The following is a 26612-nucleotide window of genomic DNA, read 5'->3' on the forward strand; positions in this document are numbered from 1 at the left end:
GATTGCGATCTACCTTACTTCGCTAACAAGGATTTTAGATGATCAGCGTTAACAGAACGTCGTCAGCGATAAGAAGTTGCAATAATTGGTAATGCAACTTCATTTTGGTGCCATGCGAATAGCTCCGTCAAGCCGGATCGTTTCTCCGTTTAGCATTGGGTTCTCGATAATATGCACAGCGAGCGATGCATACTCCTCTGGCTTACCAAGTCTTGAAGGGAAGGGAATGGATGCTGCAAGTGAATCCTGAACCTCCTGCGGCATTGCCAGCAGCATTGGCGTTGCGAAAATACCAGGAGCGATAGCCATAACGCGAATACCGAAGCGAGCAAGTTCCCGCGCTGCTGGCAGGGTAAGGCCTGCAATGCCGGCCTTGGAAGAGGCGTAGGCAGCCTGTCCGATTTGACCGTCGAATGCAGCGACCGAAGCGGTAGAGATAATCACACCGCGCTCGCCTGTTTCCAAGGGATCAAGCTTGGCGGCTGCATCTCCCACCAAGCGCAGCATATTGAACGAGCCGATAAGATTGACCTCGATCACGCGCCGGTAAAGTTCCAGATCATGCGGGCCATCTCGTCCGACAATACGTCCGGCATTTGCTATGCCAGCGCAATTGACGAGAACACGCGGTGTGCCAAATTTTTCGGTGACCTGACGCACTGCGCCTTCTGCATCGCTTGCACTGGAAACGTTGCAGCCGAGTGCAATGCCGCCGATTTCTTGCGCAACTTTCTGGGCAGCATCCAAATTAATGTCGAAAAGTGCCACCTTGGCGCCCTTTTCCGCAAAAAGCCGGGCCGTCGCTGCTCCAAGTCCAGATCCCCCGCCTGTTACAATAGCGGTATGTCCTTCAAGATTCATAATTTGCTCCCTTCCAGTGCAACGATTTCCTCAGCCGCTTACCATGGCAAGTGTGACGCCGATAGTCGCGCCCTTTGCTCATGTGCGTAACTACGTGCCTTTGACTGTCAGAAATGTGAATGGACGGTTTTGTAGTGAAATTCACTATTTTTGCATTTATGTGGTCGAGTTTCCCCAGAATCGTGGATTATGGTTCTCCGGATGGGTTGACTGCGAATAAATCTGCTTGCATTGCGACATGGCAAAGGCTTCCATGCAGCTTCGGTTGCAGGCAAGGGGGCCGGCAACAAAAAAACCTCTGAAGGTGGAAAAACATGAAGACCTACAAGAAACTCATTGCGGCGACAGCGCTTGCAATGTTGACGGGTGGGCTGATGGCAGGTGGAGCCGCAGCTAAAACTTTCGTTTATTGCTCGGAAGCATCGCCGGAAGGCTTTGATCCCGGCCTCTATACGGGCGGTAACACCTATGATGCTTCGGCGCATACGGTTTATAATCGCCTTTTGGAATTCAAGGCTGGTACGACAGAAACCCAACCAGGTCTGGCCGAAAGCTGGACAATTTCTGATGATGGTTTGCAGTACACGTTCAAGATTCGTCCGGGCGTAAAGTTCCAGACTACAGAATTCTTCACGCCGACACGTGAACTCAACGCTGACGACGTGATTTTCTCCTATGAGCGCCAGTGGAAAGAAGACAGTCCCTGGAACAAGTATGTAACAGGTACTTCATGGGAATATTTTGCCGGCATGGGCTTCCCTGAGCTCCTGCAGTCGATTGAAAAAGTCGACGACATGACAGTGAAGTTCACACTGAAGCGCAAAGAGGCTCCGTTCCTCGCAAACGTTGCAATGCCATTCGCTTCGATCATGTCCAAGGAATATGCCGACAAGCTCCAGGCTGAAGGCAAGATGAACCAGCTGAACCAGATGCCTCTCGGCACCGGTCCTTTCTCGTTTGTCGCCTACCAGCAGGATGCCGTTATCCGTTTCAAGGCAAATCCTGACTACTGGAATGGCAAGCAGAAGATCGACGATCTGGTTTTCGCCATCACGACCGATGCTTCGGTTCGCTATCAGAAGCTCAAGGCTGGTGAATGCCATTTGATGCCTTATCCAAACCCAAGCGATGTGGCCGCGATGAAAGCGGATCCAGAGTTGAAGGTGATGGAGCAGGAAGGCTTGAACGTTGCCTACCTCGCGTACAACACGCTGATCGCACCGTTCGACAAGGTTGAAGTACGCCACGCGCTCAACATGGCCATCAATAAGAAGGCAATCGTTGACGGCGTATTCCAGGGTCTGGCAACACCTGCCAAAAACCCGATCCCACCGACAATGTGGTCCTATAATGACGCCATTGAGGACGACAAGTACGATCCTGAAGCAGCCAAGAAAATGCTTGCAGATGCCGGTGTAAAGGATCTTTCCATGAAGATCTGGGCGATGCCAGTTTCACGCCCTTATATGCTCAACGCTCGCCGCGCTGCGGAATTGATGCAGTCTGATCTTGCAAAGATCGGCGTCAAGGCCGAGATCGTGTCTTATGAGTGGGCCGAATATTTGAACAAGTCCAAGGCAAAAGACCGCGACGGTGCTGCTATTCTCGGCTGGACCGGTGACAATGGCGATCCAGACAACTTCCTTGATACATTGCTTGGTTGCGAAGCCGTCGGCGGTAACAATCGTGCGCAATGGTGCAACAAGGAATTTGATGCCCTGGTGAAGAAAGCCAAGGTTACAACAGACGTTGCAGAGCGCACAAAGCTCTACGAAGAGGCGCAGGTCGTGTTCAAAAAGGAAGCTCCTTGGAACACGCTTGATCACTCCCTGTCGATCGTACCGATGCGCAAGGGTGTTGAAGGCTTCCATCAGAGCCCGCTTGGTGACTTCGCCTTCGACGGCGTAGACATTACCGAGTAAGAGCTGAAAACTTGTAGGAAGGGCGTCCGTCAGGCGGGCGCCCTTTTTTCTTCCGAGCAAAAATGCGTTAAGGCAGCCGGAAGCACCGCCACCGATTGTGGCTGGAAGGTTCGATATGTTCAGATTTATTATGGGACGCGTGGCGGTTATGGCCCTGACTTTTGTCGGGGTATCCATCATCGCTTTTTCCTTTATTCGCATGCTTCCGGGCGATCCGGTTGCGTTACTTTCAGGCGAACGTGTCATGTCGCCAGAACGTCATGCAGCTATTTCGCGCGATCTTGGCTTCGACCAGCCGATCATCGTTCAATATTTCGACTATCTTCGGGGTATTCTGCACGGTGATTTCGGGACATCGATTGTAACCAAGCAGCCGGTTGTTGAACAGTTTTTCAATCTGTTTCCAGCAACGCTTGAGCTTTCAATTTGCGCAATTCTTTTTGCGGTTTTGCTTGGCATTCCAGCTGGTGTTTTCGCAGCGATCAAGCGCGGTTCCTTTCTCGATCAGTCAATCATGGGAACTGCCCTGATAGGCTTCTCGATGCCCATCTTCTGGTGGGGCCTGCTGCTGATCATGCTCGTATCCAACACATTGCACTGGACGCCCGTATCTGGCCGCATCTCACTGATGTTCTTTTTCCCGCCAGTGACCGGATTCATGCTGATCGATTCACTGATTTCTGGACAGTCGGGTGCTTTCAAGTCAGCCGTCAGCCACTTGATCCTGCCAACGATTGTGCTCGGCACTATTCCGCTGGCGGTTATCGCGCGTCAAACTCGTTCCGCAATGCTCGAGGTATTGTCCGAGGATTATGTGCGCACCGCTCGTGCCAAAGGCCTGGCTCCATTGCGCGTTATCGGTATTCACGCGCTGCGAAATGCCATGATCCCCGTTGTTACAACCATCGGTCTCCAAGTTGGCGTCATGCTGGCCGGAGCAATCCTGACAGAGACGATTTTCTCTTGGCCGGGTATCGGAAAATGGTTGGTCGATTCCGTCAGCCGCCGCGACTATGCGGTAATTCAGGGCGCTTTGCTCATCATCGCCGCCACCATCATGTTGGTCAATCTCGCTGTCGACTTGCTCTACGGCCTGATCAATCCGCGCATTCGACATTGAGGGGATAGATCATGGCCCAAACAAATATTCAAAGTGGAACCTCCACCGATTCATCTCTTCGACGGCAGCTTGCCGAGTTTTGGTATTATTTCTCGGAAAATCGTGGTGCCGTCATCGGCCTGGCAGTTTTCATATTGCTGATTATAACGGCTATTTTTGCACCATGGATTGCCCCGCACGGCCCGGCAGATCAGTACCGCGATGCTGTACTCCTGCCACCAATCTTCCAGGAAGGCGGACGTGCAGGCTATCTGCTTGGAACAGATGCCGTTGGTCGAGATATTCTCTCGCGTCTGATTTACGGCGCGCGCTATTCACTGTTTATCGGCATTGTCGTCACCTGTATCGCGCTTGTCGGCGGTATTTTTCTAGGTGTTATCGCTGGCTATTTCCGCGGTTGGGTCGATACAGTTATTATGCGCTTGATGGATGTCATCCTGGCCTTTCCCTCATTGTTGCTTGCTCTGGTTCTGGTAGCAATTATCGGGCCGGGATTGACCGGGGCAATGATCTCCATCGCGCTGGTGTATCAACCGCATTTCGTGCGTTTGACCCGCGCTGCGGTGATGGCCGAAAAGACGCGTGATTATGTGGTAGCCGCAAAGGTTGCCGGTGCTGGTCCGCTGCGTCTGATGTTCAAGACAATTCTACCAAACTGCATGGCACCTTTGATTGTTCAGGCGACGCTCTCATTTTCCAATGCGATTCTTGACGCTGCAGCACTGGGCTTCCTGGGTTACGGTGCTCAGCCACCGGCATCGGAATGGGGAACAATGCTGGCCGATGCACGTGAATTTATCGCAAGCGGTCAATGGTGGGTGGTAACGCTGCCCGGTCTCGCAATTCTGATTACAGTGCTTGCTATCAATCTCGTCGGTGACGGATTGCGCGATGCGCTTGATCCAAAACTGAAGAGGAGCTGAACATGAGCAAGCTACTCGAAATCAAAAATCTTTCTGTCGGCTTCGATACCAGCAATGGCATGTTTATGGCCGTCCAAGGCATTGATTTATCGGTCGAAGCTCGCGAAGTCCTGGCAATTGTCGGTGAATCCGGTTCTGGAAAATCCGTTGCGATGCTGGCTGTTATGGGGCTGCTGCCCAAATCAGCAACAGTGACTGCCGATAGCATGACATTTGATGGTCACGACATGCTGACAATGACGAGCAAACGTCGGCGTGAAATCATCGGGCGCGACGTTGCGATGATCTTCCAAGAGCCTATGGCGAGCCTTAATCCGTGTTTCACTGTTGGATTCCAGCTGGAAGAAGTTCTGCGGGTTCATATGAAACTCGACAAAAAGGCAAGGCGAGCCCGTGCCATAGAGCTCTTTAAACAGGTCGGTATCCCGACCCCGGAAGAGCGGCTCAACTCTTATCCGCATCAGATGTCTGGCGGGCAGTGCCAGCGCGTCATGATCGCTATCGCGATTGCGTGCAATCCAAAGCTGCTGATCGCAGATGAGCCAACGACCGCGCTTGACGTTACCATCCAAAAGCAAATTCTCGATTTGCTTGTTCGTCTTCAAGCCGAGCATGGCATGGGATTGATTATGATCACGCATGATATGGGCGTAGTGGCTGAAACTGCTGATCGTGTAATCGTTCAGTATAAGGGCACCAAGATGGAAGAGGCCGATGTGCTGACGCTTTTTGAGGCGCCCAAGAGCCCATATACCCGCGCATTGCTTTCCGCTCTTCCCGAAAATGCGACCGGCGATCGACTTTCGACCGTGGCTGATTTCATGAAAAACGAAGCAGCCAATGCAGGAGCTGCATCATGAGCGAGATTGTACTCGAAGGCCGCAATATCGTACGCGAGTATCACGTTGGCGGTGGCCTGTTTGGAAAGGCAAAGACCGTTCAGGCTGTAAAGGGCGTGAATTTCACTGTTGAGAAGGGCAAGACGCTTGCAATAGTGGGCGAAAGCGGATGCGGAAAATCGACACTTGGTCGTATTCTGACGCTGATCGATCCGCAGACATCCGGCGAATTGCTCATTGACGGCAAGCCTATCAATATTGCCAAAGACAAGGTGACGACCGAAATGCGCCGCAAGGTGCAGATCATTTTTCAGAATCCTTATGGTTCGCTGAATCCACGTCAGAAGATTGGTGAAGTTCTAGGCGAACCATTGCTGCTGAATACCAAGAAGACCGCTGCAGAGCGGCGCGAACTTGCCATGCAGATGCTGGTAAAAGTAGGCCTTGGCCCTGAACACTATAATCGCTACCCGCATATGTTCTCCGGCGGCCAGCGTCAGCGTATCGCTATTGCGCGCGCACTGATGTTGAGCCCAAGCCTGCTTGTTCTGGACGAGCCTGTTTCTGCGCTCGATCTTTCGGTGCAGGCGCAGGTTCTCAATCTACTTGCGGATCTGCAGGATGAGTTCAACTTGACTTATGTTTTCATCAGTCATGATCTGTCGGTGGTTCGTTATATCGCCGATGACGTTATGGTCATGTATTATGGTGAGGTGGTTGAATACGGTACGCGCGACGAGGTGTTTTCAAACCCGCAACACAGCTATACCAAGACGCTGTTTGCGGCGACGCCGAAATCTGACGTGGAGAGCATCCGGGCGCGTATTGCAAAGAAGAAAGCTGCCGCCTGAGCGAAGCCCGATTTGCAATCGGGCATTCACTCATTGAGCTTCAACAGGAGGAATGCCCGTGAGCAAAAAGCAGTCGATTTCATCTGCCCCGACAGATGGTAGCAAGGTGCAGATTTTCTGGACAGATGAAGATGGGCAGGAAAACCAATCCATCGGGCAGTATCGTTCGTTGGATCGCCTCAAAGTTACTGGCGGTCAGTGGGATGAGAACGATGCCGGATGGTGGGTATTTACCGATTCCAGCACGCAGAAAAAGGTAACGCCAACGGGATGGATGCCTGCTGGCAAATCGGATGAGTCCGAAGAAAACGAAGAAGAATAGCAAGAGCGGCGCTAAGTCCGGAAGTTAGGACGGACCTGACTATTTCTTCTGATGTTTGAGCAGACCGCGAACAATATCGTCAGCGGAAATCATGCCAAGAATAGCGCCTTTTTCGACAACGCCGACATCACCGCTATTCTTGGCCACTGCCTGCATCACATCCCGCACAGGTGTATCGGGCCGGGCAGTGGCCGCGAATGGCCGGTCACCGCGTGAACGGTCAAGTGGAACCATGATGTCGGCCGCTGTAAGCACTCCAAGTGGATTCATATTGGCAACGAAATCCGCCACATAATCATCTGCCGGGTTTAGAAGAATATCCTGCGCTGTTCCGCACTGAATTATGCGGCCACCTTCCATGATGGCAATGCGATTGCCGATTTTCATCGCTTCATCAAGGTCGTGACTGACAAACACGATTGTCTTCTTCAGTCGATCCTGCAAGCTCAATAGCTCGTCTTGCAGCCTGTTGCGAATGAGAGGATCAAGGGAGCAAAACGGTTCGTCCATTAACAGGATTGGAGCTCCGGTCGCAAATGCGCGGGCAAGGCCCACACGTTGTTGCATGCCGCCCGAGAGCTCTCCAACCTTTCGCTTGGCCCAGTCTTTCAAATTGACCAGTTCAAGTTGCTGTTGAACGGCGCGCGCGCGCTCTTCCTTCGGCACTCCGGAAAGCTCCAGTCCGAAACCGACATTCTCCTCAACGGTACGCCAAGGCAAAAGTCCAAACTGCTGGAAGACCATCGACACCAGATGTTTGCGCAGGTTGCGCAAAGTCGTCTTGTCCGCCTTGCCTACGTCGATTGACTGCCCGTCATTATGAACGACGACTGAACCACGTGAAATAGGGTTGAGACGGTTGATAGCGCGCAGCAATGTGGACTTGCCAGAACCGGATAGGCCCATAAGGACCAGTATTTCGCCTTCGGCAATGGTCAGCGAACAGTTGTGAACGCCCAGAACATGACCGGTTTCAGCCTGAATCTCCGACCTGCTTTTTCCCTGGTCAGCCAAGGCCAGTGACGCGTCGGTCCGTTTGCCGAAAATAATGCAGACTTGATCAAGTGTAATAGCAGTCATTCACCTTGCTCCTTGCCGGGGCGGAAAATGCGGTCAAGCACGATGGCAACGACCACGATGACGAGACCGGCTTCAAAGCCAAGAGCGGTATTGACCGAATTAAGGGCACGGACAACCGGAACGCCAAGACCGTCGGCGCCAACCAGCGCGGCGATAACAACCATGGAAAGCGACAGCATAATGGTCTGGGTGAGGCCTGCCAGAATCTGCGGCATGGCATAGGGCAATTCAATCTTCCACAATAGTTGCCGCGACGAAGCGCCAAAGGCTTCCCCAGCTTCGACCAAATGCAGCGGGGTCGATGAGACGCCAAGATGGGTCAGGCGAATGGGGGCAGGTAGTACAAAGATTGCGGTGGCAAGCAGGCCCGGCACCATGCCAATGCCGAAGAACACGATGGCGGGAATAAGATAGACGAAGGTTGGCAATGTCTGCATCAAGTCCAGCACAGGGCGAATTGCCGAATAAAATTTGGGTCGATGCGCGGCAATGATACCAATAGGGACACCGATACCCATGCAAAGGATGCAGGAAGAAAGCACCAGGGTGAGGGTTTCCATCGTCTCGTCCCAGTAGCCCTGGTTAACAATGAAGAGAAACCCCACAATCGTAAGAATGGTGACCGCAATTGAACGCCGCAAGGCATAGGCAACGGCAGCAAATATGGCGATCATAACCAAAGGGTGAGGGTATTTCAGCACGAACATAAGTCCGTCAATGAAACTTTGCATCACCATTGCAAGTCCGTCAAAGAACCCGGCAAAGTTGGTGGTGAGCCAATCGACGACGGCCTTAGCCGTCTTGCCGACTGGAATCTTGTCTTGTGTCAGCCAGTCCAACCGAACTATCCCTCTGTCGTTCTATCATTAAGCGGAAAAAGCCTCCCGGCCGGTTGGCCGGGCGGCACTTGTTTCAATGCTCTTGTTGCACCGGCTTAAAGGCCGAGCTCTGCCTTGACAGCGGGGAGACCATCTTTGCCGTCATAGGTAGTGACACCAGCCAACCACGCATCGAGAACACCCGGATTGGCTTTCAACCATTCCGTTGCAGCGTCGGCAGCATCTTCCCCGTCATCCAGGATTTTGCCCATGATCTCGTTTTCCATGGGTAGTGTAAATTTGAGATTGGCAAGCAGTTTGCCAACATTCGGACATTCGGTTGTGTAGCCGGTGCGAACATTGGTATGGACTTCAGCGCCACCAAAATTAGGGCCAAACACGTCGTCGCCACCAGAGAGATAGGCGAGCTTGAAGTTGGCATTCATTGGATGCGGTTCCCAGCCGAGGAACACCACAGGCTTTTCGGACTTGGTATCTTTCGCAACTTGGGCGAGCATGCCTTGCTCGGATGACTCGGCAAGCTGGAAACCCTTCAGGCCAAACTGGTCTTTCGAAATCATGTCAAGGATGAGGCGATTGCCGTCATTGCCAGGCTCGATACCATAGATCTTCCCGCCGAGATCATCCTTGAATTTGGCGATATCCTTGAAATCCTTCAGGCCCTTGTCATAAAGATATTGTGGCACGGCAAGCGTATATTTCGCGCCGGTCAGGTTCGGACCGAGGTCCTCAACGGTCTTGTTCTCAATGTAGGGTTTGATATCAGCTGATTGCGTTGGCATCCAATTGCCAAGAAAAATATCAATGTCTTTTTTGCCGAGGGAGGCATAGGTCACAGGCACCGACAGGACTTTTATGTCGGTGCTGTAGCCAAGCGCCTTAAGCACTTCGGCTGTTGTTGCGGTTGTGGCGGTCACATCAGTCCAGCCGACATCGGCAAAGCGTACGTTTTTACAGCTCTCAGGTTCGGCAGCCAATGCGGTGCCCGCCGAAAGCACCAAAGCCAAGGTAACAGTCAATTTGGACAGAGTTTTCATATTTGTTTTCCCCTTCCGGCTTTTCCCGGCATTCAATCTGCTGAACCAAGCATCAAACGGGCAGCCATTCAAGCATAGGCGCGCATAAATCCGGTCAAATAGCGACAGTTGTTGATATTCCACAAAAAGTGAACGCTGTACTCATGCTGTGGCTTCAAGCCAGAACGCAAGTCTGGTTAAAGCGGTTATGGCAAAATTATATTTCAGTTATTCGGCAATGAATGCCGGTAAATCGACACTTCTCCTGCAGGCTTCTCACAACTATCGAGAGCAGGGTATGCGAACCATACTGTTCACTGCCGGTCATTATGCAGAAAATGGTGTGGGGAGAATAACATCAAGGCTTGGCGTCAGTGCACCTGCCGAACTTTATTGGGACGATGACGATCTGTTTGCACGAATCAAGGATGCGAATGATGAAGCTCCGCTCAGTTGCGCATTTGTTGATGAGGCGCAATTTCTGACCAAGGAACAAGTGTGGCAGCTTGCCCGCGTAGCTGACAGATTGAACATTCCAGTTATGTGTTTTGGTCTTCGTACCGACTTTCAGGGAAAGCTCTTTCCTGGTTCCTCTGAACTCCTCGCGATTGCCGATACATTGCGTGAAATCCGGACAATCTGCCATTGCGGAGCCAAGGCCACCATGGTGGTGCGTAAGGACCAAACCGGCAAGGCGCTCACTGAAGGAAATCAGGTTGCCATCGAAAAGTCTGTCTATGTTTCGCTCTGCCGTAAACATTGGGAAGATGAAACCGGACATTCTTTATAGGGCAACCGTATAATTAGCCGATATTCTTCGCTTGCAAGTCCGCTCCCGCCGTTGTCATCTGGCTGCAGGCATTGTTTGACAAGATGTAATTGCTATATGCAATTGGGATCATGGTTGATATTTCAATTACGCAATAGGGGAGATTTATAATGGCGAGTTTGCAAGATTTCGACGCTGAGATTGAAAAGACCAAAACAATGGTCAACGACATGCGTGCGAAGATTGATCAGTCCAGCGTTGTTCTCGATAAATTCGCCAAAGCAGATGCAAAGATTGGCGCCGCCGACTTTGACATCGAGAATGCGCGCATCGACGACGTGTTGCGCCAGCAAAAGGCAATGGAAGGCAATATTGCCGAGTTGATTATCGGCTTGGAGGATGCCACCAACATTTTCGGTACAGAATTCGAAAGTATGAAGGGCTATTCGGGCTGGGAAAAATTTATTGGCGTGTTTTCAAAAGACAAGATGCAGCGTCTGCGCTCCGATAGGGTGCGCAACATGTCGCTCGCGGGCAATCTTCAGGAGCTTCTTACCAAATCAGATCGCATCGTCCGTATTTTGAAAGAGCAAAAAGTTGTTCTCGATGCCCGGTACAAAACCTCGGAAAACAGCCTGGCAACAGTGATTGAGCGCCGCAAGACCACTATTGCTACGCTTGAAGCGACTCAAAAGCGTATCGAAGAACTTAATCCGCTATTGCTTGACATCGAAAACCGCATTGCCGCGTCGACCGATCAAGGGACACGGGCGCAACTTGAGGGAGAGCGCTCCAAGCTTGCCACCGAGTATAATGAGCGTCAGGCCAAGGAACAGGAACTGCTGGCTGAGAGCCAGACTCTTGAACGCTATACCTCGATGTTCCAGACATTTGTTGACTCGCTCAACAATCAGATCGCCGCTCAAAGCACGCTGATCAACAAGCTGGCTATCGATACCGAACAGCGCATTGTGCTTTATAAGGCTCTGGAGGACTCTCTCAAGACTGCGGCTCAACAGGACGTTGCCCACAAGATCAACACGCTTGGCAGTCAGGTGGACAAGGCGGCCGAGGAAACCATGGCTGGTGTTGGTGCCGCTGCACAAAAACACATTGGCGATCTTCTTGAGATGCACGAAAAGAATATGGTCAGTTCACAAGATATTCAGCGCCGCAAGAAGCTTGCAGATGATGCATTTGCCCGCAGGTTCTCTGAAGTGCTCAAAAAACATAATTCTGCCGATTACGTTCAGAGTTAATTCATGGCGGAGAATGCAGATCTGGCGGCGGCGGAACGTTACTTCGGTGCAATCCGTGCAGCATTGGATGGGCTTGAAGTTTTCCTGAACAATCAAGACTCGCCGCTTTACAAGCATGATCTGGTTGCTCAGACCGTTGCAGAATATCTCGAGCGGTTGGACGCATCATTTGAGTGCTGGCGTAACAGGCTTGGCTTTACAGAGCGCTTCCGCATATCCAAGGCGGAAAGCGGCTTTCCTGTATTCCAGAACGTGCTGGAACTGGAAAATGACAAGAAGGAAGCAAAGGGACGACTTGCTGCCATATCGCCGGTGGAAACATTGCGCAGCGAGATGGTGGATTTCATCCTGCGCCACCGCGAGTTTCCGCGTGATTTACAAAAATCCATAGCTGAGCGCATCTATCTGGAGACAGTTTTGAAAGGCGAGGTTTTTTCGCCATTCGTACTTCCCACAACGATCCGTGTTTCAGTAAATCCAAAGACAATGCGCCCGTTTTACGTCGTGCATTGGGGAGCCTTCGATGGTGCTTCGAACCTCCCGCTGATCTATATGGCAGTCATTGAGGATTCTTCGGAAGACATCGTCGAAACACTGGTCCAGAAGGATGGAAAGCTCAATCCCAAAGTCAAAATTCCACTTCCAGTGGGTGGTTTGCTGAACCCCGATCTGGCAAGCCGTTTCGATGATTTTGCGGCGAAAAATTCCGCCTATTCACTATCCCCCGTAACAATCGCGATGAGCCTAGACAAGGATTTCCCAGAATTGCACCCCAAGCAATTGCGCCGAATTGTTCTAGGCCCATTCTATACGGCGGGGATCACAGAGCATAACCAGAAAGTTGCAGATGTGCTTGAGCGTGTCCGTCGGCCTGAAGACGCGTGGCTGTTGACCTGGACTATGCAGGAAGTGTTCTCGACAGCCGAGAAACCGGGAAAACGCGGCATCTGGTCTTCAGAACCGTCTCGCGAAGAATTTCATATTAATACTGACGATCTGGAAGCCACCCGACAGGGTGTAAGTTACTACGAGCAGCACGCTCTGGTTCCTCATGAAGCATATCAGGCGCTCTACGCCTCTGGGGAAGCATCGCGGATTTTTACCGGCTTTGAAACGCATATCCTGTCGAATGGGCAGGTTATCAGCGGCATTTAAAAGGACTGAGTTCATGGATGTCGGCCTGACGACGATTGAAGAAAAAGATATCGACAAACACCTTCCGGTTGCGAACGCAATGGTGACGCGATTTGTTTCGCTGGAAACCAGCGAGGGGCAGTCGGGCACCGAGATCGCGGGCACTGGCCGTCGTTTCGTTTCGACAGTCTCGACTGGCGGGCTACGCAAGACGCGTGAGGTCGAATTTGCCAAAACTGTGCAATCTGTGCGGGCGGATGACCCGATGTTGTCGATCGCCCAGCACACATTGTTGTTCAGAGCGCGACGCGGCGTCGCTATTGCTCTTGCCGTAGCGGATGTCTTTGGAAGGCAGAGCGACTTTGAAAGCCTGATGGCGCGCAATGCCTCTGCGCCGCTGCAGGGTGAGGAGGCCAGCCATTTCAAACGTCTCCTATCAGCGGCATCCTACATTGCGGCATTTTCTCTGTCTGCCTATCTGGCCCAATTAATCGAAGCGGACGGGGAGCCTGCAAATGATATTGCCGAGCCGGATTTCCTGTTTGACACGTCGCAGGATGCATTGAAGTCAGTAATCGCTGGACTGGATCGCGCCATAAGCGGGGTAAAGGACGAACAGACAATGCTGGCTCGAGCCAAGGCCTTTGCAGCGCTCAGTATTGACGGGCTTTTGCAGCGAAAGGGTCGATTTGAAGGGCTGGGCAGTTTTGATGACATGCACCTGCGGCTGGATAGCGACGATTTCACATTGGATGGCTTCGACGTAGCGCCGTCAAAAAAACGCACGCCGCTGGTCATGACGTTCAGAAAGCCGAGCGAAGTTGTCGGCAATCACATCGCCAAATATCAGGCGTTAAAATTATCCAAAATGCTGATGGCTTATGATTTTGACAGACAGCTCAACCCGTTCGTGGAACTCGGTGGATTCCTGTTCACATTCATTGGCGACGGCGCGCCGGGGACGGGTAAAACAACACTGATCCAGATGATAGCGGGACTCGTCAATGATTACTGTCAGGTTGCTGGCTATGCCTTTCATTACGAAAACTTTGGTGTAGACCAGATATCCTCATATCAAGGCAAATCGGGTCAGAACTGTAAGCAGTTCGTTACCAATGTTCTCAATCCGCGTACCATCGGTTTCGGTACGATCGACGATATTGATCAGGTCGCCGCCAAGCGCTCGGATGACCGGGCTTCATCGGGCCAGCATGAGATAACCGGCGTTCTGATGGAAGCTTTTGCAGGTGCTTCGACTGTTGTGAGAGGCAACTGCTCTTTCGGCATGTTCTCCAACTATCCGGAGAATGTCGATGATGCGCTGCGCCAGCGCGCTGGTGCGCGTTGGCTGGTTGATGGTCCGCAGACACGCGACGACTATATTGACATCTTTGCGCTGCTGGCAGGTAAGAACCACAAGATTCCGCTTGGGGACCATAAGCTCTATGAAGCACAGCAAATTCAACGTGCGGTGGAGACTGCATATGAGGAATTGTCGAAGCCACAAGAAGATGGGCTGAAAGTCGTTTATGACCGTTTCATAAAGGATAATGGCCAACCCGAAACATTGTCCGACGTTGGCACATATCTCCATATGATCAAAGAGCGCGAACCACGCTTCACGGGACGTGCGATCAAAAACGTCACCGATGCAATCAAGATGCGGGCAATGGATGTCGAGCTGCCGGACGAGTGGTTTGAAAAACCCGAAACGTTCATGCACAAGAATTATGATGATAAGAAAGCGATGATTGAGGCGCTGCGTAAACCGTTCACGATGGATATGGTGTTACAGGAAATCAATCGTTATGCGGATTCGGAATTCCGCTATGCCGACAAGTCCGACGATGCCGCCATCGACAAAATGGTGCGTGATGCAAGGCTGCGCGAGCGTGCTGTCAAGGAAGTCGAGGCGTTGAAAGCCAAGGGGCAATGGGAAGCCTGATGGAACTGCTCTACCAGAATGATCTGATTTATGGGCGGTTGTTGAAAATTGACCAGCCGCACCTTGTTGAGCGGTACAATAAAGCGCTTCAATCCTTTGGCTTTCCAGCTAGCAAGCTGAATGAGTTCGACATTGACAGGACAGGATTCTCGCCACAGATCGCCGAAGAACTGAAGGATCCCGCTTATCTTGATCCGAATGGCGTGAACAGGCGCTTCATTATCCTCACGCCGTCGCAAGCTGACTTGCCTGTTGTTCACACGCAATTCTCCAATACGTCGCAATTGATGTACGAGTTTTTTTCGAGCAATGCCCGGGCGATCAATGCGCTGACTATCAAGGATGTCCTTTACGGCGAGATCGAAGATTCGGTTTCGGTTGTCTCTGATATCGAAGATCTGCTTTCCATTAATCAGGTCGAGTTTCGCGTGCTTTCAGCGCAAAACGTTATGGCGCAGGCGTCTGAGCTGCGCTTGCTGGCCGACCGCCTCAAAGATGAGCCTGACGCATGGCGCGACAATGCAATGCTGGAGCGTATGGTCGAGCTTGCCAAAGTCACGGGTGATATCCGCGAAAACTCGCTGGTTCCCGACAAGGTGCTTTTCAGGCATAGCGCCTTTTGGACCAGTCATTTTGGCGGGGTCTATATTTTTGTCGATGACAATACGACCACTGTTATCGGGAATCCTGAGGCACCGGGTTTCCGGCGCTCGCGTCCCTGGCAGGTCAATTATATTTCGATCAAGGATGCCGAGCAGGTTTTCCAGTTCCTGAGCACGACGTCGCGTATTGAATTGCCGCGTGCATCGTGGATTGAGCAATCGGGTTATCTGGAAAATCGCGGCGAGATGATTATCCGTCACCTGATCCAAACGCTGGAGCCGGAGCGTGATTTAAAGAATATCGACCGGATTTGGCTGCAAACATGGATCCATGCCAATGCTAGCCTGATCAATCATGATGGCACATGGCCATTTCTCAACGCAGTGAAGCGGGAGATCGGACAATCCGGCCAGTTAAATATATCTGAAACTGATCCGTCGCGGCGATTTCTTGTTGTCCGAGCGTTGCCCAAGCATCCTGACGCATGGTTGGTGAATCAGCTGATCAGTGATTTTGTGCCTTGGGATTTTCTGTCGCGCTATGTGTTTAACAAGCCCGGTTTTTATGCCGATTATCAACGCTGGAGTCTTCCTTATCAGGAACACGTTGTCGATATTCTCAAAACAACCTATTTGAAGGACAAGGAAGGGCTGCGAAAGCGGTTGTTTGGACTAGGATAGTGTGGATTGAAATTGGTCTGAAATATTTTCTACTTCATGCTCCGCCCCTTTCCTCTTTCAATACACAATTGTGACGTGTAGGGCGGTTTCTCGATCCTGCCATCTAGTAAGGCACTTCGAGGACCCGTCTATTGAAATAGGTTTGTTGGTGTTTGCAGCTGCAATCAGGATTGCAAGCATATTTTTTCCTACAGTTGTCGTGCCGTCAAAATCAAACTCTCCGGTGACGCTTTTGCCGCAGACTGGTACGTTGTTATGGGTATCAACACTAAATATTACCCTACCGTCGCCGATGACAGCAATCCTGCGGACAAGACCTGATCCTTCGCCTCCATAAGCGGAGAAACTAGAAACCATTGCTACCGCGACAAGGACATACTTCAAGAATGTCATATCAATATAATCTCCATTAGTGAATTTATATTAACCGGCTAATCGAAAAGGAGAAAAGTAACAGGACTCATTTCCAATTTGGATTTGAGCGCTCCATAATAATGCTGCACCATTGCAATATCGCCAGCGCTTAGAATGCCACCATTGTTCCATACTGGATTGCAGTAGTTCATGACGGATTCTGCATCCCATGGACCAAATTTTTTGTCCCCAGCAGTATCTCCGACTGGCTGTCCTTTGGTACAAATTGGAGGTTTATCGTCACGTAATTGCTCATGGGCGAAACCTAGAGCATGGCCAAATTCATGCACTGCAATTTTGCGAATGCATTCGATTTTTGTTTGCTGGCAACTGGTGCTGAAAGTCGTAAACTCGAAATTTAAGTCGATGCCAACGGATTTGTTCTTAAGCTGTGTTCCGAGGCCATAAGTGCCTGGTGCATCGTCGCTGTTTCCAATAATTGTATCGTCCACCACCGCAACTCTGAGGCCATCAATCGGTTGACCAGAGCACTGTTGCCAGCCGGTAAAACGTACCTGTGATACTGCTTCCCATGTGTCTGCAACTGCATTCTGCACGACCTGCCGTTGCGCGGCGTACCTATTGTAAGTGGTGTCATCCATTTTCCAGCACGTTGCTATATTCTTGGTGGGCCAGATGGATGTTTCAAGTGGAAATCCTTCAACCTTCCCGCTTCTGGAAGTGTGCTGTAATTTATCGCGAGCTAGTACTTCCGAGCTGCCACTGAAGCTAGCTAATGACAATATAAGAACATGGATTTGAAAAACGGGATACAATCTCATGGGTCTTCCCAAGTGTGATTGAAAAAATGAAAAAAAACTATAATATCAATATGTTATGCTGTGATTTCAGCAGTATGTATTGAGGTTGTCAATTTGACTTTAGTCGCAAATGAGCAATTTATTTCAGACTGCATTGTCGATATTCTCAAAACAACCTATTTGAAGGACAAGGATGGGCTGCGAAAGCGGCTCTATGGACTTGACCAGTGAAGGAAACAGGATGCTCGAGCCCGTAGTTAATTTTTTCAGCCGAATATTCACCTATATCGGACGTGGTATCGGGTTTATTGTCGGTATCCTCCTGTGGCCATTCATGTGGGCGAGCAGCTGGTATACGCAGAGGGGGTTTATTCTCAAAATTGTGGTGGGTCTTGCTCTTCTCCTCTGGCTGGGTCTTTACGGTTATTTCTTTTACAACACGCAGGCCTGGACCAATTTTAATCCGGACTATGTTGCGTCCTACAATTTCAAGAATCAGACAGCGCCTGCTGGTGAGCCATTGGCTGCGCCCGCTGCAGCTGCGACGACGGGCACAAATGTTTCCAAGACCTGTGCTCGTTCCGCAATTGTAACAGTCACTGCGGATTTGACGGATTTCAACGTCAACCAGAATGCCTGGATTTCCTCGATGCTGCTCTACAAGCTCGGATTTTTCGGTATGGATTGGGACAGGACGCCATTTCTTGATAACAAGGCATCCTTTCAACGTGGTATCAATTCAGCCGTCCGCCGAACGGGTATAGAGTTGGTCGATACGTTGGGGCGCGTTCGTGGCACCTCACAGATCGATGGTGACCTGCAAAAGGCTCGCGGTAATCTGCAGTTCACCGAGGATGCATGGTATTTCGGCCTCAATCCATTTGGTCCGAAAACGCCGACGCCAAGCTATTACCGCTCGGCTGTGAATGATCTGCGCACATTCAATACAAAGCTGGAAAACTGCAACGCGATCTTCGACGCGCGTGCGGATAATCTGATTCAGTTTATCGATCGTATCGCCAATGATATCGGTGCCACATCAGCTATCCTGAAAGATCGTTCCGAAAATCATAATAATGGCTGGTTCGATACGCGTGCCGATGATCGTTTCTGGTTCGCCTATGGTCAGCTCTACGCTTATTACGGCTTGATGAATGCTGCACAGGTCGATTTTAGGCAGGTGCTGGATGAAAAGCATCTTACGCCGCTATGGGATGGTATGGACGGCCAATTGCGCTCTGCTCTGGCTATTCAGCCCTGGATCATCGCCAATGGCAGTGAAGGAGGCTGGCTGTTGCCAAACCACCTAACGACCATGGGTTTTTATATTTTGCGCGTCCGCTCGAACCTGATCGATATCAAGCAGGTGCTGCAACAATAAGCGGGCTTTGATAGGTGAGGCGGGCTTACCCCGTCTCTTCTCAATCAAACCGGCAGGGCCGATGTTTCCTTAACTTCTTCCATGACCGCATAAGTATGGGTTTCGCGAACGCCCGGTAGCGAAAGCAGCGCATCGGAAAGAAAACGCCGGTAATGCTCCATATCGGCGACACGGGCTTTGATCAGATAGTCAAAGCCGCCGGCGACCATATGACATTCCATCACGTCCGGGTTACGGCGCGTTGCAGCGGCGAAAGTTGCGAAAACGTCCGGTGTGGTGCGATCCAGCTTGATCTCGACAAAAACCAGCATTGCGCGATCGAGCTTTTTCGGCGACAATTTTGCTGTGTACCCAAGTATATAGCCGTCACGGGATAGGCGTTTCACCCTTTCGGTTGTCGCTGTTTGGGAAAGGCTGATACGTTCGGATAATTCAGTATTGGATAGCCTTCCATCTTTTTGCAGCTCGCGCAGAATCCTGCGATCGAGACTGTCCAAACTCTTCATCTCTAAAAAATTCCCCATTTTAGTTTTTTACTCTGATTAGGCTGTTTTTATTGGTGAGAATAACCAGCTGGAATAGATTATATGGAAAAAATCAATAAGGGGAAGCCTGATGACTAACCATTCGCCATCCACCCAAGATTTTTCCGCGCCCTATGCTGTCGATGATCAGCAATTGGTTGCTGATTTGCTGCACACCATTGCGCTTTCCGAACCGGTAAACCGGCGTATCGACGAGCGTGCCAGTAAATATATCGCGACGATCCGCAAAGAAGCGAATGGCATTGGCGGTGTCGAAGACTTTCTTCGCGAGTACGGACTTTCGACGCGTGAAGGCTTGGCCTTGATGGTGCTTGCCGAAGCGCTCTTGCGCGTGCCGGATGCTGCCACACAAGACAAGTTGATTGAGGACAAACTCAAGCAGGGCCACTGGTCCGAGCATGAGCCGAGCGGTGATACGTGGTTCGTTTCTGCCTCAGCTTGGGCACTTGGCCTTTCCGCTAAAGTTATCAAGCCAGGTGAAACGCCGGAGGGTGTATTATCGTCACTGGTCAAGCGGATCGGGCTGCCAACTGTTCGCACCGCCACCAAACAGGCTATGCGTTATCTTGGTCATCACTTTGTACTGGGCGAAACCATCAAGGACGCCTTGAAACGTGCCGGTACAAACGAAGCCAAGGGCTATCGCCATTCCTTCGATATGCTGGGGGAAGGCGCGCGGACACGTAAAGATGCGCAGGGCTATTTCAAATCCTATTCAGACGCGATTGATGCCATTGGCCGCGCTACGGGTAATAAGAAGTTGCCGGATCGTATGGGGATTTCTGTCAAACTGTCAGCGCTGCATCCGCGTTATCTTGCAACACACCATGATCAGGTCATGGCTGAATTGGTGCCTGATCTTTTGGCTCTGGCGCAAAAAGCGAAGTCCTATGATTTGAACTTCACGGTTGACGCGGAAGAGGCGGACCGGCTTGAGCTGTCTCTGGATGTGATTGACCGCGTTTTTGCTGATCCGTCACTGCATGGTTGGGACGGGTTCGGCCTTGCCATTCAGGCTTATCAGAAGCGTGCTCTCGCGGTCATTGATCACGTTGACAAGCTTGCCGCCCGCCATAACCGCAAGATGATGGTGCGGTTGGTCAAGGGCGCCTATTGGGATACTGAAGTGAAGCGAGCCCAGGAGCGCGGTCTCGCCGACTATCCGGTATTTACACGCAAGCCTGCGACTGACGCTTCTTATATGGCCTGCGCCAAGCGTATGCTTGATGCTCGACCGCGGATTTTTCCTCAGTTTGCGACCCATAATGCGTTAACAGTCGCAATGATTCTGGAAATGGCCGGAGACGACAAGACTGGTTTTGAGTTTCAACGCCTGCATGGCATGGGCGAAAGTCTTTATAAGCAGATCACCGAAAAGAATGACAAGATTGCTTGCCGCATATACGCGCCAGTAGGTGGATATCGCGATCTTCTAGCCTATCTCGTGCGCCGTCTGCTTGAGAACGGGGCAAATTCCTCATTTGTTTCGGTGGTTGGCGACAATAATGTGCCGATTGCCGATCTTCTGGTTCGTCCTACCGAGAAGCTGAATGACGGCAAGGGCTATCGTCATCCCAACATTCCGATGCCTCTGAAACTTTACGGCAAACGCACAAATTCGGCCGGTGTCGAACTTGGCGACCGGAAAGCATTGGCAGGTCTGTTATCGGGCATTGCCAAGGCATCGAAAAGCGTTAAGGCCGTTCCATTGATCGACGGAAAACCATCGGGAAACATGCAGGACGTGATTTCTCCGGTTAATGGTGCAACGATCGGTTCGGTTGTTTTTGCAACCGCCGAAGAGGCAGCGAAGGCTGTCGGCATTGCACGCAAGGGCTTTGTTTCATGGTCTCGCACTGCGGTTGAAACACGCGCAAAGGCACTGGAAAAGGCGGCTGATCTGCTTGAAGGCAATCGTGATCAAATGCTTGATCTTTTGTCGCGGGAGGCTGGCAAAACTCTTGATGATGGCATTGCAGAAATCCGAGAAGCAGTCGATTTTTGTCGATACTATGCTGCTGAGGCCCGCCGCCAGTTCGCAGCGGACAAAATAATGCCTGGTCCGACGGGCGAAGATAATAAGCTTCGCCACCGGGGACGCGGTGCATTTGTGTGTATCAGCCCGTGGAATTTTCCTCTGGCAATTTTCCTGGGACAGGTAACGGCTGCGCTTGCCGCAGGTAACAGTGTGCTTGCCAAGCCGGCGGAGCAGACACCGCTTATAGCCTATGAGGCGATCAGAATCCTGCACGAAGCGGGCATTCCGAAAGATGCACTTCTGTTCGTACCGGGTGATGGTTCGGTTGGTGCGGCACTGACATCTCATGTGGACATTGCCGGGGTTGCCTTCACGGGCTCTACTGACACGGCTTGGGCTATCAACCGCACGCTGGCTGCAAAGAAGGGACCCATTGTACCGCTCATTGCAGAGACAGGGGGCCTCAATGCTATGATCGTTGACGCAACGGCTCTGTCAGAGCAAGTGGCTGATGATGTCGTCATGTCAGCTTTCCGTTCGGCAGGCCAACGCTGTTCAGCGCTGCGTATTCTCTACCTTCAGGAGGATATTGCGGACAATATGCTCCATATGATCGAGGGAGCTGCAAAAGAGCTGGTTCTCGGTGACCCGGCATTGGCATCTACTGATGTTGGACCAATTATCGACCGCGACCAACGCAACATGCTGCGCGATCACATCGAGGCAATGCGCAAAACTCAGAAGGTTCGTTTTGCGGGCGAGGCGCCGAGCGATGGCTTGTTCTTTGCGCCGCATATTGTTGAGCTGGATAGAGCCGATGCCTTGCAGCGCGAGGTATTCGGCCCCGTTCTGCATGTCGTCCGCTGGAAAGCAAAGGATCTGGATAAGGTGCTCGACCAGATTGCGTCGACCGGTTATGGCCTGACCTTCGGGCTGCACACACGTATCGAAGCAACGGTCGCGAAAGTCATCGACAGGCTCGACATTGGAAATATCTACGTGAACCGCAATACGATTGGCGCTGTTGTAGGAACTCAGCCTTTCGGCGGATCGGGTCTTTCCGGCACCGGGCCGAAAGCTGGTGGGCCGTCCTATTTAACGCGGTTTGCACTTGAGCAAGTCGTTTCCGTTAACACGGCTGCTGCTGGTGGAAATGCCAGCCTTATTGCCATGGGGGAATAGCAGCAAATGGGGATAGGCGTGTTCGGCCTATCCCCATTTCACGTACAGAATGCTATTGACGTTGTTAAACATTGGGGAAACGTCAATGGCCACCGTCAAGTCCGATATTGAGATTGCTCGCTCCGCTACCAAAAAAACGATTTTAGAGATTGGTGCAACGATCGGCATTCCGCCGGAACATCTGGTGCCCTACGGCCATGACAAGGCCAAACTGTCGGCAGAGTTTATCCGCTCCAAGAAGGAGGGGAAGAATGGCAAGCTCATTCTTGTAACCGCCGTTAGCCCAACGCCCGCTGGCGAGGGAAAAACCACCACCACTGTTGGTCTTGGCGATGGCCTTAACCGCATAGGCAAAAAAGCGATCGTCTGTATCCGTGAAGCTTCGCTCGGTCCGTGTTTTGGTACCAAAGGGGGCGCAGCAGGCGGTGGCTATGCGCAAGTTATCCCAATGGAAGATATCAATCTGCATTTCACTGGCGATTTCCATGCCATAACTTCCGCGCATAATTTGCTCGCGGCAATGATCGACAATCATATCTATTGGGGCAATGACCTCAATATTGATACGCGCCGGATCACATGGCGCCGGGTGATGGATATGAATGACCGCGCCCTGCGCGGCATTGCATCATCCTTGGGCGGTGTAGCCAACGGCTTTCCTCGCGAATCCGGCTTTGATATCACTGTTGCTTCGGAAGTTATGGCAATCCTATGTCTTGCCGTTGATCTTGCCGATCTTGAGAAGCGTCTTGGCGATATCATCATCGGCTACAGATTTGATCGAAGCCCTGTATATGCTCGGGATTTGAAGGCGGACAAGGCTATGGCCGTTCTGCTGAAAGATGCGATACAGCCCAATCTTGTGCAAACGCTTGAGAATAATCCAGCTTTCGTGCACGGCGGTCCCTTCGCAAATATTGCGCATGGCTGCAATTCGGTTGTTGCAACGACAACGGCTCTAAAACTGGCTGATTTTGTTGTCACAGAAGCAGGGTTCGGCGCGGATCTGGGCGCTGAAAAATTCTTTGACATCAAGTGCCGCAAAGCTGGCTTGAAGCCTGCCGCTGCCGTTATTGTCGCCACGGTTCGGGCGATGAAAATGCATGGCGGCGTTGCCAAAGTCGATCTGGGGGAAGAGAATGTCGTGGCGGTTAAATCCGGCTGTGCCAATCTCGGGCGTCATATGGAAAACGTCCGGCAGTTTGGCGTGCCGGTGATCGTTGCGATCAATCATTTTACTGCGGATACCGAGGCTGAAATCGAGGCGGTCAAAGCTTTTGTGGCTGCTCACGGTGCGGAAGCAGTGTTGTGTAAGCATTGGGCGCATGGTTCGGCAGGCATAGAGGAACTCGCGCAGAAAGTTTCGGCACTGGCAGAAGGCGGATCGGCACAATTTTCGCCACTCTACGAAGATGAGCTTTCCTTGTTTGATAAAATCGAAACAATTGTAAAACGGATCTATCGCGGGGCAGAAGCAGACGCCGATGCCAGCGTTCGTGACCAACTGCGCCGCTGGGAGGAGGCAGGTTACGGCCATCTTCCGGTTTGTATGGCAAAAACGCAATATTCGTTTTCAACAAACCCTGATTTACGCGGTGCGCCAGTCAATCATGTTGTGCATGTGCGCGAGGTGCGGCTCTCGGCTGGAGCGGGCTTCGTCGTGGCAATATGCGGTGAAATCATGACTATGCCAGGCCTGCCAAAGTCTCCATCGGCGGAGCGTATTCATCTCAACGCTGATGGCTTGATCGAGGGCCTATTTTAGACCTTAGGCGCACAAGTGATTTTTGCAGTTGCAAGCGGCCCAATGTAACGATAACAATCGTCGCTATGAACACATGCATTTTCTCAACTGGCTGGTGGTGGGCTCGCTTTTAGCGGCCGCGCAGCCTTTTGCATGTTTGTGAAAAAGGACAGGGCCGCAACGGGTTTTCCGGGCGGCCTTTTTGTTTGACCGCTTGAATTGCCCTGAATGCCGAATGCAACAAAGGATTTGACGATGCATAGAATTGAGGGCCAGTTGGAAATATTCGATACAAAGGGCGGGGTGACAATCACCCGTTCGCGGGTGGCAACAGCCTATGCCAGCGCTATTGATAGCTATATTGATGCGTTGGACGAGCGCCGTGGCGCGGTCTTTTCCTCCAATTATGAATATCCGGGCCGCTATACGCGGTGGGATACAGCGATCATCGATCCTCCTGTTGTAATTACCTCAAATGGACGGCACATGACCATTGAGGCGCTGAACAAGCGCGGTGAAGTGCTTCTTCTGCCCATTAAGCAAGCCATGGAAAAGCTTGAGGAAATAACAATCAGCTCGACCAGCGAGACGAAGCTGGAGCTGGAGATTGCGTTGCCGACGCGCGCATTTACCGAGGAAGAGCGCTCACGCATTCCTTCGGTGTTCACCGTTCTACGCGGCATTGTTGCGCTGTTCTTTACCGAAGATGATGCAAATCTCGGTCTTTATGGTGCTTTCGGCTATGATCTGGCTTTCCAGTTTGACCCGATCGAGTACAAGCTGAAACGACCGGACGATCAGCGCGATATCGTGCTTTATTTGCCCGATGAGATTTTGGTCGTTGATCACCATGCTGCCAAGGCTTGGCTGGACCGTTACGACTATGCTTATGAAGGAAAATCGACGGAGGGGCTGCCACGCGACACTGCCAAAAAGCCGTTTGAACCTACCGACATTATTCCAGGCAGGGGCGACCATAATCCGGGCGTCTATGCGGAATTGGTCAAGAAAGCCAAGGAAAGTTTCATGCGCGGCGATCTTTTTGAGGTCGTGCCGGGACAGACTTTCTATGAGCGTTGCGAAACCAAGCCATCGGTAATTTCGCGAAGGCTGAAGGCGATCAATCCCTCGCCTTATTCGTTCTACATCAATCTAGGTGACAACGAATATCTCGTCGGAGCCTCGCCTGAAATGTTTGTTCGGGTTGTCGGCCGCCGCATTGAGACTTGCCCGATTTCCGGGACTATCAAACGTGGTGAAGATGCCATAGCTGATGCCGAGCAAATCATCAAACTGCTGAACTCCAAGAAAGACGAATCCGAACTTACCATGTGCTCGGATGTCGATCGCAACGATAAAAGCCGTGTCTGTGAGCCGGGCTCTGTTCGCGTTATTGGCCGCCGCCAGATCGAAATGTATTCGCGCCTGATTCACACTGTTGATCATATTGAAGGCCGTCTGCGCGAGGACATGGACGCTTTCGATGGGTTCCTTTCCCATGCATGGGCAGTTACCGTTACCGGAGCGCCAAAGCTATGGGCGATGCGATTTATTGAGGAAAATGAACGCAGCCCGCGCGCATGGTATGGCGGTGCCATTGGCATGGTCAATTTCAACGGTGATATGAACACCGGCCTGACGCTGCGGACCATCCGCATCAAAGACGGCATCGCACAGGTGCGGGCAGGCGCGACATTGCTGTATGATTCAATACCGGAAGAGGAAGAGGCTGAAACCGAACTGAAAGCATCGGCGATGATAGCGGCCGTGCGTGACGCCCATAAGAGCAATATCGTTCCTGAAGAGCGTGCCGTTGCTCGCGTCGGTGAAGGATTGCAAATTTTGCTGGTCGATCACGAGGATTCTTTCGTGCACACCTTGGCGAACTATTTCAGACAGACCGGAGCCATTGTTACCACTGTCAGAACGCCCGTGCCGGAAGAGATATTTGACCGCATCAAGCCAGATCTTGTGGTTTTATCACCTGGCCCAGGGACGCCGACCGACTTCGACTGCAAGGCGACAATCAAGAAAGCTCGTGCACGCAACTTGCCAATATTCGGCGTTTGTCTTGGATTGCAGGCTTTAACTGAAGCCTATGGCGGAAGTCTGAGGCAGCTTCACGTGCCTGTGCATGGAAAACCCTCGCGCATTCGCATCACCAAACAAGGCAGGATTTTCTCGGGGCTGCCCAAGGAAGTGACGGTGGGCCGTTACCACTCAATTTTTGCCGATCCGGTACGTCTCCCGGATGATTTCATCGTGACAGCTGAAACAGAAGATGGTGTCATCATGGCTATCGAGCATAAGCACGAACCCATTGCAGCGGTGCAATTCCATCCGGAATCGATCATGACACTGGGGCACAATGCTGGTATGCGCATGATCGAAAACGTCGTGGCTCATTTACCGCGCCGTGCGAAGGAACGAGCGGCTTAGAGCGA

22 protein-coding genes are annotated in these 26612 nt (G+C 51.6%); 15 read left to right on the forward strand and 7 right to left on the reverse strand.

Going from position 1 to position 26612, the window contains the following annotated elements:
• Nucleotides 1-99: 99 nt before the first annotated feature.
• A complete protein-coding gene (locus ACTJI9_RS01050; protein ID WP_115052364.1) occupies nucleotides 100-861 on the reverse strand; it encodes a 3-hydroxyacyl-CoA dehydrogenase in 762 nt (253 codons plus the stop codon).
• A gap of 314 nt (nucleotides 862-1175) precedes the next feature.
• Between ACTJI9_RS01050 and ACTJI9_RS01055 the strand changes: the two genes are divergently transcribed.
• The 6 genes from ACTJI9_RS01055 to ACTJI9_RS01080 all read left to right on the forward strand — a co-directional run bounded on the left by ACTJI9_RS01055 (nucleotide 1176) and on the right by ACTJI9_RS01080 (nucleotide 6838).
• The gene (locus ACTJI9_RS01055; RefSeq protein WP_115052365.1) at nucleotides 1176-2783 is read left to right on the forward strand and encodes an ABC transporter substrate-binding protein; all 1608 of its coding nucleotides are present in this window, start codon (nucleotides 1176-1178) and stop codon (nucleotides 2781-2783) included.
• A gap of 115 nt (nucleotides 2784-2898) precedes the next feature.
• The gene (locus ACTJI9_RS01060) at nucleotides 2899-3903 is read left to right on the forward strand and encodes an ABC transporter permease subunit (protein ID WP_115052366.1); all 1005 of its coding nucleotides are present in this window, start codon (nucleotides 2899-2901) and stop codon (nucleotides 3901-3903) included.
• Nucleotides 3904-3914: 11 nt separating this feature from the next.
• Complete coding sequence (locus tag ACTJI9_RS01065) at nucleotides 3915-4826, forward strand: ABC transporter permease subunit (protein ID WP_115052367.1); 912 nt, start codon at nucleotides 3915-3917, stop codon at nucleotides 4824-4826.
• Nucleotides 4827-4828: 2 nt separating this feature from the next.
• A complete protein-coding gene (locus tag ACTJI9_RS01070; RefSeq protein WP_115052368.1) occupies nucleotides 4829-5686 on the forward strand; it encodes an ABC transporter ATP-binding protein in 858 nt (285 codons plus the stop codon).
• Nucleotides 5683-6516 (forward strand): ABC transporter ATP-binding protein, encoded by an 834-nt coding sequence (locus tag ACTJI9_RS01075; RefSeq protein ID WP_115052369.1) that lies wholly within the window; start codon nucleotides 5683-5685, stop codon nucleotides 6514-6516. Before ACTJI9_RS01070 ends, ACTJI9_RS01075 begins: the two co-directional genes overlap by 4 nt.
• Before the next feature lie 52 nt (nucleotides 6517-6568).
• Nucleotides 6569-6838, forward strand: coding sequence for a hypothetical protein (locus ACTJI9_RS01080; protein ID WP_440805481.1), 270 nt, complete (start codon nucleotides 6569-6571; stop codon nucleotides 6836-6838).
• Nucleotides 6839-6877: 39 nt separating this feature from the next.
• On the opposite strand, the gene choV is transcribed toward ACTJI9_RS01080, so the two are convergent.
• The 3 genes from choV to ACTJI9_RS01095 form a co-directional block, all read right to left on the reverse strand.
• Nucleotides 6878-7918, reverse strand: coding sequence for a choline ABC transporter ATP-binding protein (gene choV, locus ACTJI9_RS01085; RefSeq protein WP_337354445.1), 1041 nt, complete (start codon nucleotides 7916-7918; stop codon nucleotides 6878-6880).
• The gene (gene choW / locus ACTJI9_RS01090) at nucleotides 7915-8757 is read right to left on the reverse strand and encodes a choline ABC transporter permease subunit (protein ID WP_115052371.1); all 843 of its coding nucleotides are present in this window, start codon (nucleotides 8755-8757) and stop codon (nucleotides 7915-7917) included. The genes choV and choW overlap by 4 nt, the downstream gene beginning before the upstream one ends.
• A 95-nt stretch (nucleotides 8758-8852) precedes the next feature.
• Complete coding sequence (locus tag ACTJI9_RS01095) at nucleotides 8853-9794, reverse strand: choline ABC transporter substrate-binding protein (protein WP_115052372.1); 942 nt, start codon at nucleotides 9792-9794, stop codon at nucleotides 8853-8855.
• A gap of 187 nt (nucleotides 9795-9981) precedes the next feature.
• Between ACTJI9_RS01095 and ACTJI9_RS01100 the strand changes: the two genes are divergently transcribed.
• The 5 genes from ACTJI9_RS01100 to ACTJI9_RS01120 all read left to right on the forward strand — a co-directional run bounded on the left by ACTJI9_RS01100 (nucleotide 9982) and on the right by ACTJI9_RS01120 (nucleotide 16163).
• Nucleotides 9982-10563, forward strand: a complete 582-nt coding sequence (locus ACTJI9_RS01100) for a thymidine kinase (RefSeq protein ID WP_337354446.1) — start codon at nucleotides 9982-9984, stop codon at nucleotides 10561-10563.
• 149 nt (nucleotides 10564-10712) lie between these two features.
• The gene (locus ACTJI9_RS01105; RefSeq protein WP_440805486.1) at nucleotides 10713-11801 is read left to right on the forward strand and encodes a hypothetical protein; all 1089 of its coding nucleotides are present in this window, start codon (nucleotides 10713-10715) and stop codon (nucleotides 11799-11801) included.
• Nucleotides 11802-11804: 3 nt separating this feature from the next.
• Nucleotides 11805-12956 carry a hypothetical protein gene (locus ACTJI9_RS01110; RefSeq protein WP_115052375.1) on the forward strand — a complete coding sequence of 384 codons (1152 nt, stop codon included), beginning with the start codon at nucleotides 11805-11807 and terminating at the stop codon, nucleotides 12954-12956.
• Between the two features lie 13 nt (nucleotides 12957-12969).
• Nucleotides 12970-14880 (forward strand): AAA family ATPase, encoded by a 1911-nt coding sequence (locus tag ACTJI9_RS01115; RefSeq protein WP_307279647.1) that lies wholly within the window; start codon nucleotides 12970-12972, stop codon nucleotides 14878-14880.
• On the forward strand, nucleotides 14880-16163 hold the full coding sequence (locus tag ACTJI9_RS01120) for a DUF6638 family protein (protein WP_440805489.1): 1284 nt from the start codon (nucleotides 14880-14882) through the stop codon (nucleotides 16161-16163). The genes ACTJI9_RS01115 and ACTJI9_RS01120 overlap by 1 nt, the downstream gene beginning before the upstream one ends.
• A gap of 57 nt (nucleotides 16164-16220) precedes the next feature.
• Here ACTJI9_RS01120 and ACTJI9_RS01125 read toward each other — a convergent pair whose 3' ends face one another.
• Nucleotides 16221-16556 (reverse strand): hypothetical protein, encoded by a 336-nt coding sequence (locus ACTJI9_RS01125; RefSeq protein WP_440805490.1) that lies wholly within the window; start codon nucleotides 16554-16556, stop codon nucleotides 16221-16223.
• Nucleotides 16557-16594: 38 nt separating this feature from the next.
• Nucleotides 16595-17359, reverse strand: coding sequence for a M12 family metallopeptidase (locus ACTJI9_RS01130; RefSeq protein WP_440805493.1), 765 nt, complete (start codon nucleotides 17357-17359; stop codon nucleotides 16595-16597).
• A gap of 220 nt (nucleotides 17360-17579) precedes the next feature.
• Here ACTJI9_RS01130 and ACTJI9_RS01135 point away from each other — a divergent pair, with 220 nt between their 5' ends.
• Nucleotides 17580-18719, forward strand: coding sequence for a DUF2333 family protein (locus ACTJI9_RS01135; RefSeq protein WP_440805496.1), 1140 nt, complete (start codon nucleotides 17580-17582; stop codon nucleotides 18717-18719).
• 44 nt (nucleotides 18720-18763) lie between these two features.
• Here ACTJI9_RS01135 and ACTJI9_RS01140 read toward each other — a convergent pair whose 3' ends face one another.
• Nucleotides 18764-19225: an Lrp/AsnC ligand binding domain-containing protein gene (locus ACTJI9_RS01140; RefSeq protein WP_115052381.1), complete on the reverse strand. Its 462-nt coding sequence runs from the start codon at nucleotides 19223-19225 to the stop codon at nucleotides 18764-18766.
• 109 nt (nucleotides 19226-19334) lie between these two features.
• Between ACTJI9_RS01140 and putA the strand changes: the two genes are divergently transcribed.
• The 3 genes from putA (at nucleotide 19335) to ACTJI9_RS01155 (ending at nucleotide 26607) form a co-directional block, all read left to right on the forward strand.
• Nucleotides 19335-22424, forward strand: coding sequence for a bifunctional proline dehydrogenase/L-glutamate gamma-semialdehyde dehydrogenase PutA (gene putA, locus ACTJI9_RS01145; protein WP_440805499.1), 3090 nt, complete (start codon nucleotides 19335-19337; stop codon nucleotides 22422-22424).
• Between the two features lie 85 nt (nucleotides 22425-22509).
• Nucleotides 22510-24189, forward strand: a complete 1680-nt coding sequence (locus ACTJI9_RS01150; protein ID WP_336439691.1) for a formate--tetrahydrofolate ligase — start codon at nucleotides 22510-22512, stop codon at nucleotides 24187-24189.
• 234 nt (nucleotides 24190-24423) lie between these two features.
• Complete coding sequence (locus ACTJI9_RS01155) at nucleotides 24424-26607, forward strand: anthranilate synthase (RefSeq protein ID WP_440805501.1); 2184 nt, start codon at nucleotides 24424-24426, stop codon at nucleotides 26605-26607.
• The last annotated feature ends 5 nt before the right edge of the window (nucleotides 26608-26612 follow it).

Origin of the sequence: Phyllobacterium sp. 22552 (assembly GCF_052044585.1) — a bacterium.
Classification (GTDB): domain Bacteria; phylum Pseudomonadota; class Alphaproteobacteria; order Rhizobiales; family Rhizobiaceae; genus Phyllobacterium; species Phyllobacterium ifriqiyense.

Bases quoted from the DNA above. Each gene is read 5' to 3' on its own strand.
- ACTJI9_RS01120 (WP_440805489.1), top strand. From the start codon at position 14,880: ATGGAACTGCTCTACCAGAATGATCTGATTTATGGGCGGTTGTTGAAA.
- ACTJI9_RS01155 (WP_440805501.1), top strand. From the start codon at position 24,424: ATGCATAGAATTGAGGGCCAGTTGGAAATATTCGATACAAAGGGCGGG.
- ACTJI9_RS01060 (WP_115052366.1), top strand. From the start codon at position 2,899: ATGTTCAGATTTATTATGGGACGCGTGGCGGTTATGGCCCTGACTTTT.
- ACTJI9_RS01070 (WP_115052368.1), top strand. From the start codon at position 4,829: ATGAGCAAGCTACTCGAAATCAAAAATCTTTCTGTCGGCTTCGATACC.
- choV (WP_337354445.1), bottom strand. From the start codon at position 7,918: ATGACTGCTATTACACTTGATCAAGTCTGCATTATTTTCGGCAAACGG.
- ACTJI9_RS01150 (WP_336439691.1), top strand. From the start codon at position 22,510: ATGGCCACCGTCAAGTCCGATATTGAGATTGCTCGCTCCGCTACCAAA.
- ACTJI9_RS01080 (WP_440805481.1), top strand. From the start codon at position 6,569: ATGCCCGTGAGCAAAAAGCAGTCGATTTCATCTGCCCCGACAGATGGT.
- ACTJI9_RS01100 (WP_337354446.1), top strand. From the start codon at position 9,982: ATGGCAAAATTATATTTCAGTTATTCGGCAATGAATGCCGGTAAATCG.
- ACTJI9_RS01135 (WP_440805496.1), top strand. From the start codon at position 17,580: ATGCTCGAGCCCGTAGTTAATTTTTTCAGCCGAATATTCACCTATATC.
- ACTJI9_RS01050 (WP_115052364.1), bottom strand. From the start codon at position 861: ATGAATCTTGAAGGACATACCGCTATTGTAACAGGCGGGGGATCTGGA.
- ACTJI9_RS01055 (WP_115052365.1), top strand. From the start codon at position 1,176: ATGAAGACCTACAAGAAACTCATTGCGGCGACAGCGCTTGCAATGTTG.
- ACTJI9_RS01105 (WP_440805486.1), top strand. From the start codon at position 10,713: ATGGCGAGTTTGCAAGATTTCGACGCTGAGATTGAAAAGACCAAAACA.
- ACTJI9_RS01130 (WP_440805493.1), bottom strand. From the start codon at position 17,359: ATGAGATTGTATCCCGTTTTTCAAATCCATGTTCTTATATTGTCATTA.
- ACTJI9_RS01115 (WP_307279647.1), top strand. From the start codon at position 12,970: ATGGATGTCGGCCTGACGACGATTGAAGAAAAAGATATCGACAAACAC.
- putA (WP_440805499.1), top strand. From the start codon at position 19,335: ATGACTAACCATTCGCCATCCACCCAAGATTTTTCCGCGCCCTATGCT.
- ACTJI9_RS01110 (WP_115052375.1), top strand. From the start codon at position 11,805: ATGGCGGAGAATGCAGATCTGGCGGCGGCGGAACGTTACTTCGGTGCA.
- ACTJI9_RS01125 (WP_440805490.1), bottom strand. From the start codon at position 16,556: ATGACATTCTTGAAGTATGTCCTTGTCGCGGTAGCAATGGTTTCTAGT.
- ACTJI9_RS01065 (WP_115052367.1), top strand. From the start codon at position 3,915: ATGGCCCAAACAAATATTCAAAGTGGAACCTCCACCGATTCATCTCTT.
- ACTJI9_RS01075 (WP_115052369.1), top strand. From the start codon at position 5,683: ATGAGCGAGATTGTACTCGAAGGCCGCAATATCGTACGCGAGTATCAC.
- ACTJI9_RS01095 (WP_115052372.1), bottom strand. From the start codon at position 9,794: ATGAAAACTCTGTCCAAATTGACTGTTACCTTGGCTTTGGTGCTTTCG.
- ACTJI9_RS01140 (WP_115052381.1), bottom strand. From the start codon at position 19,225: ATGAAGAGTTTGGACAGTCTCGATCGCAGGATTCTGCGCGAGCTGCAA.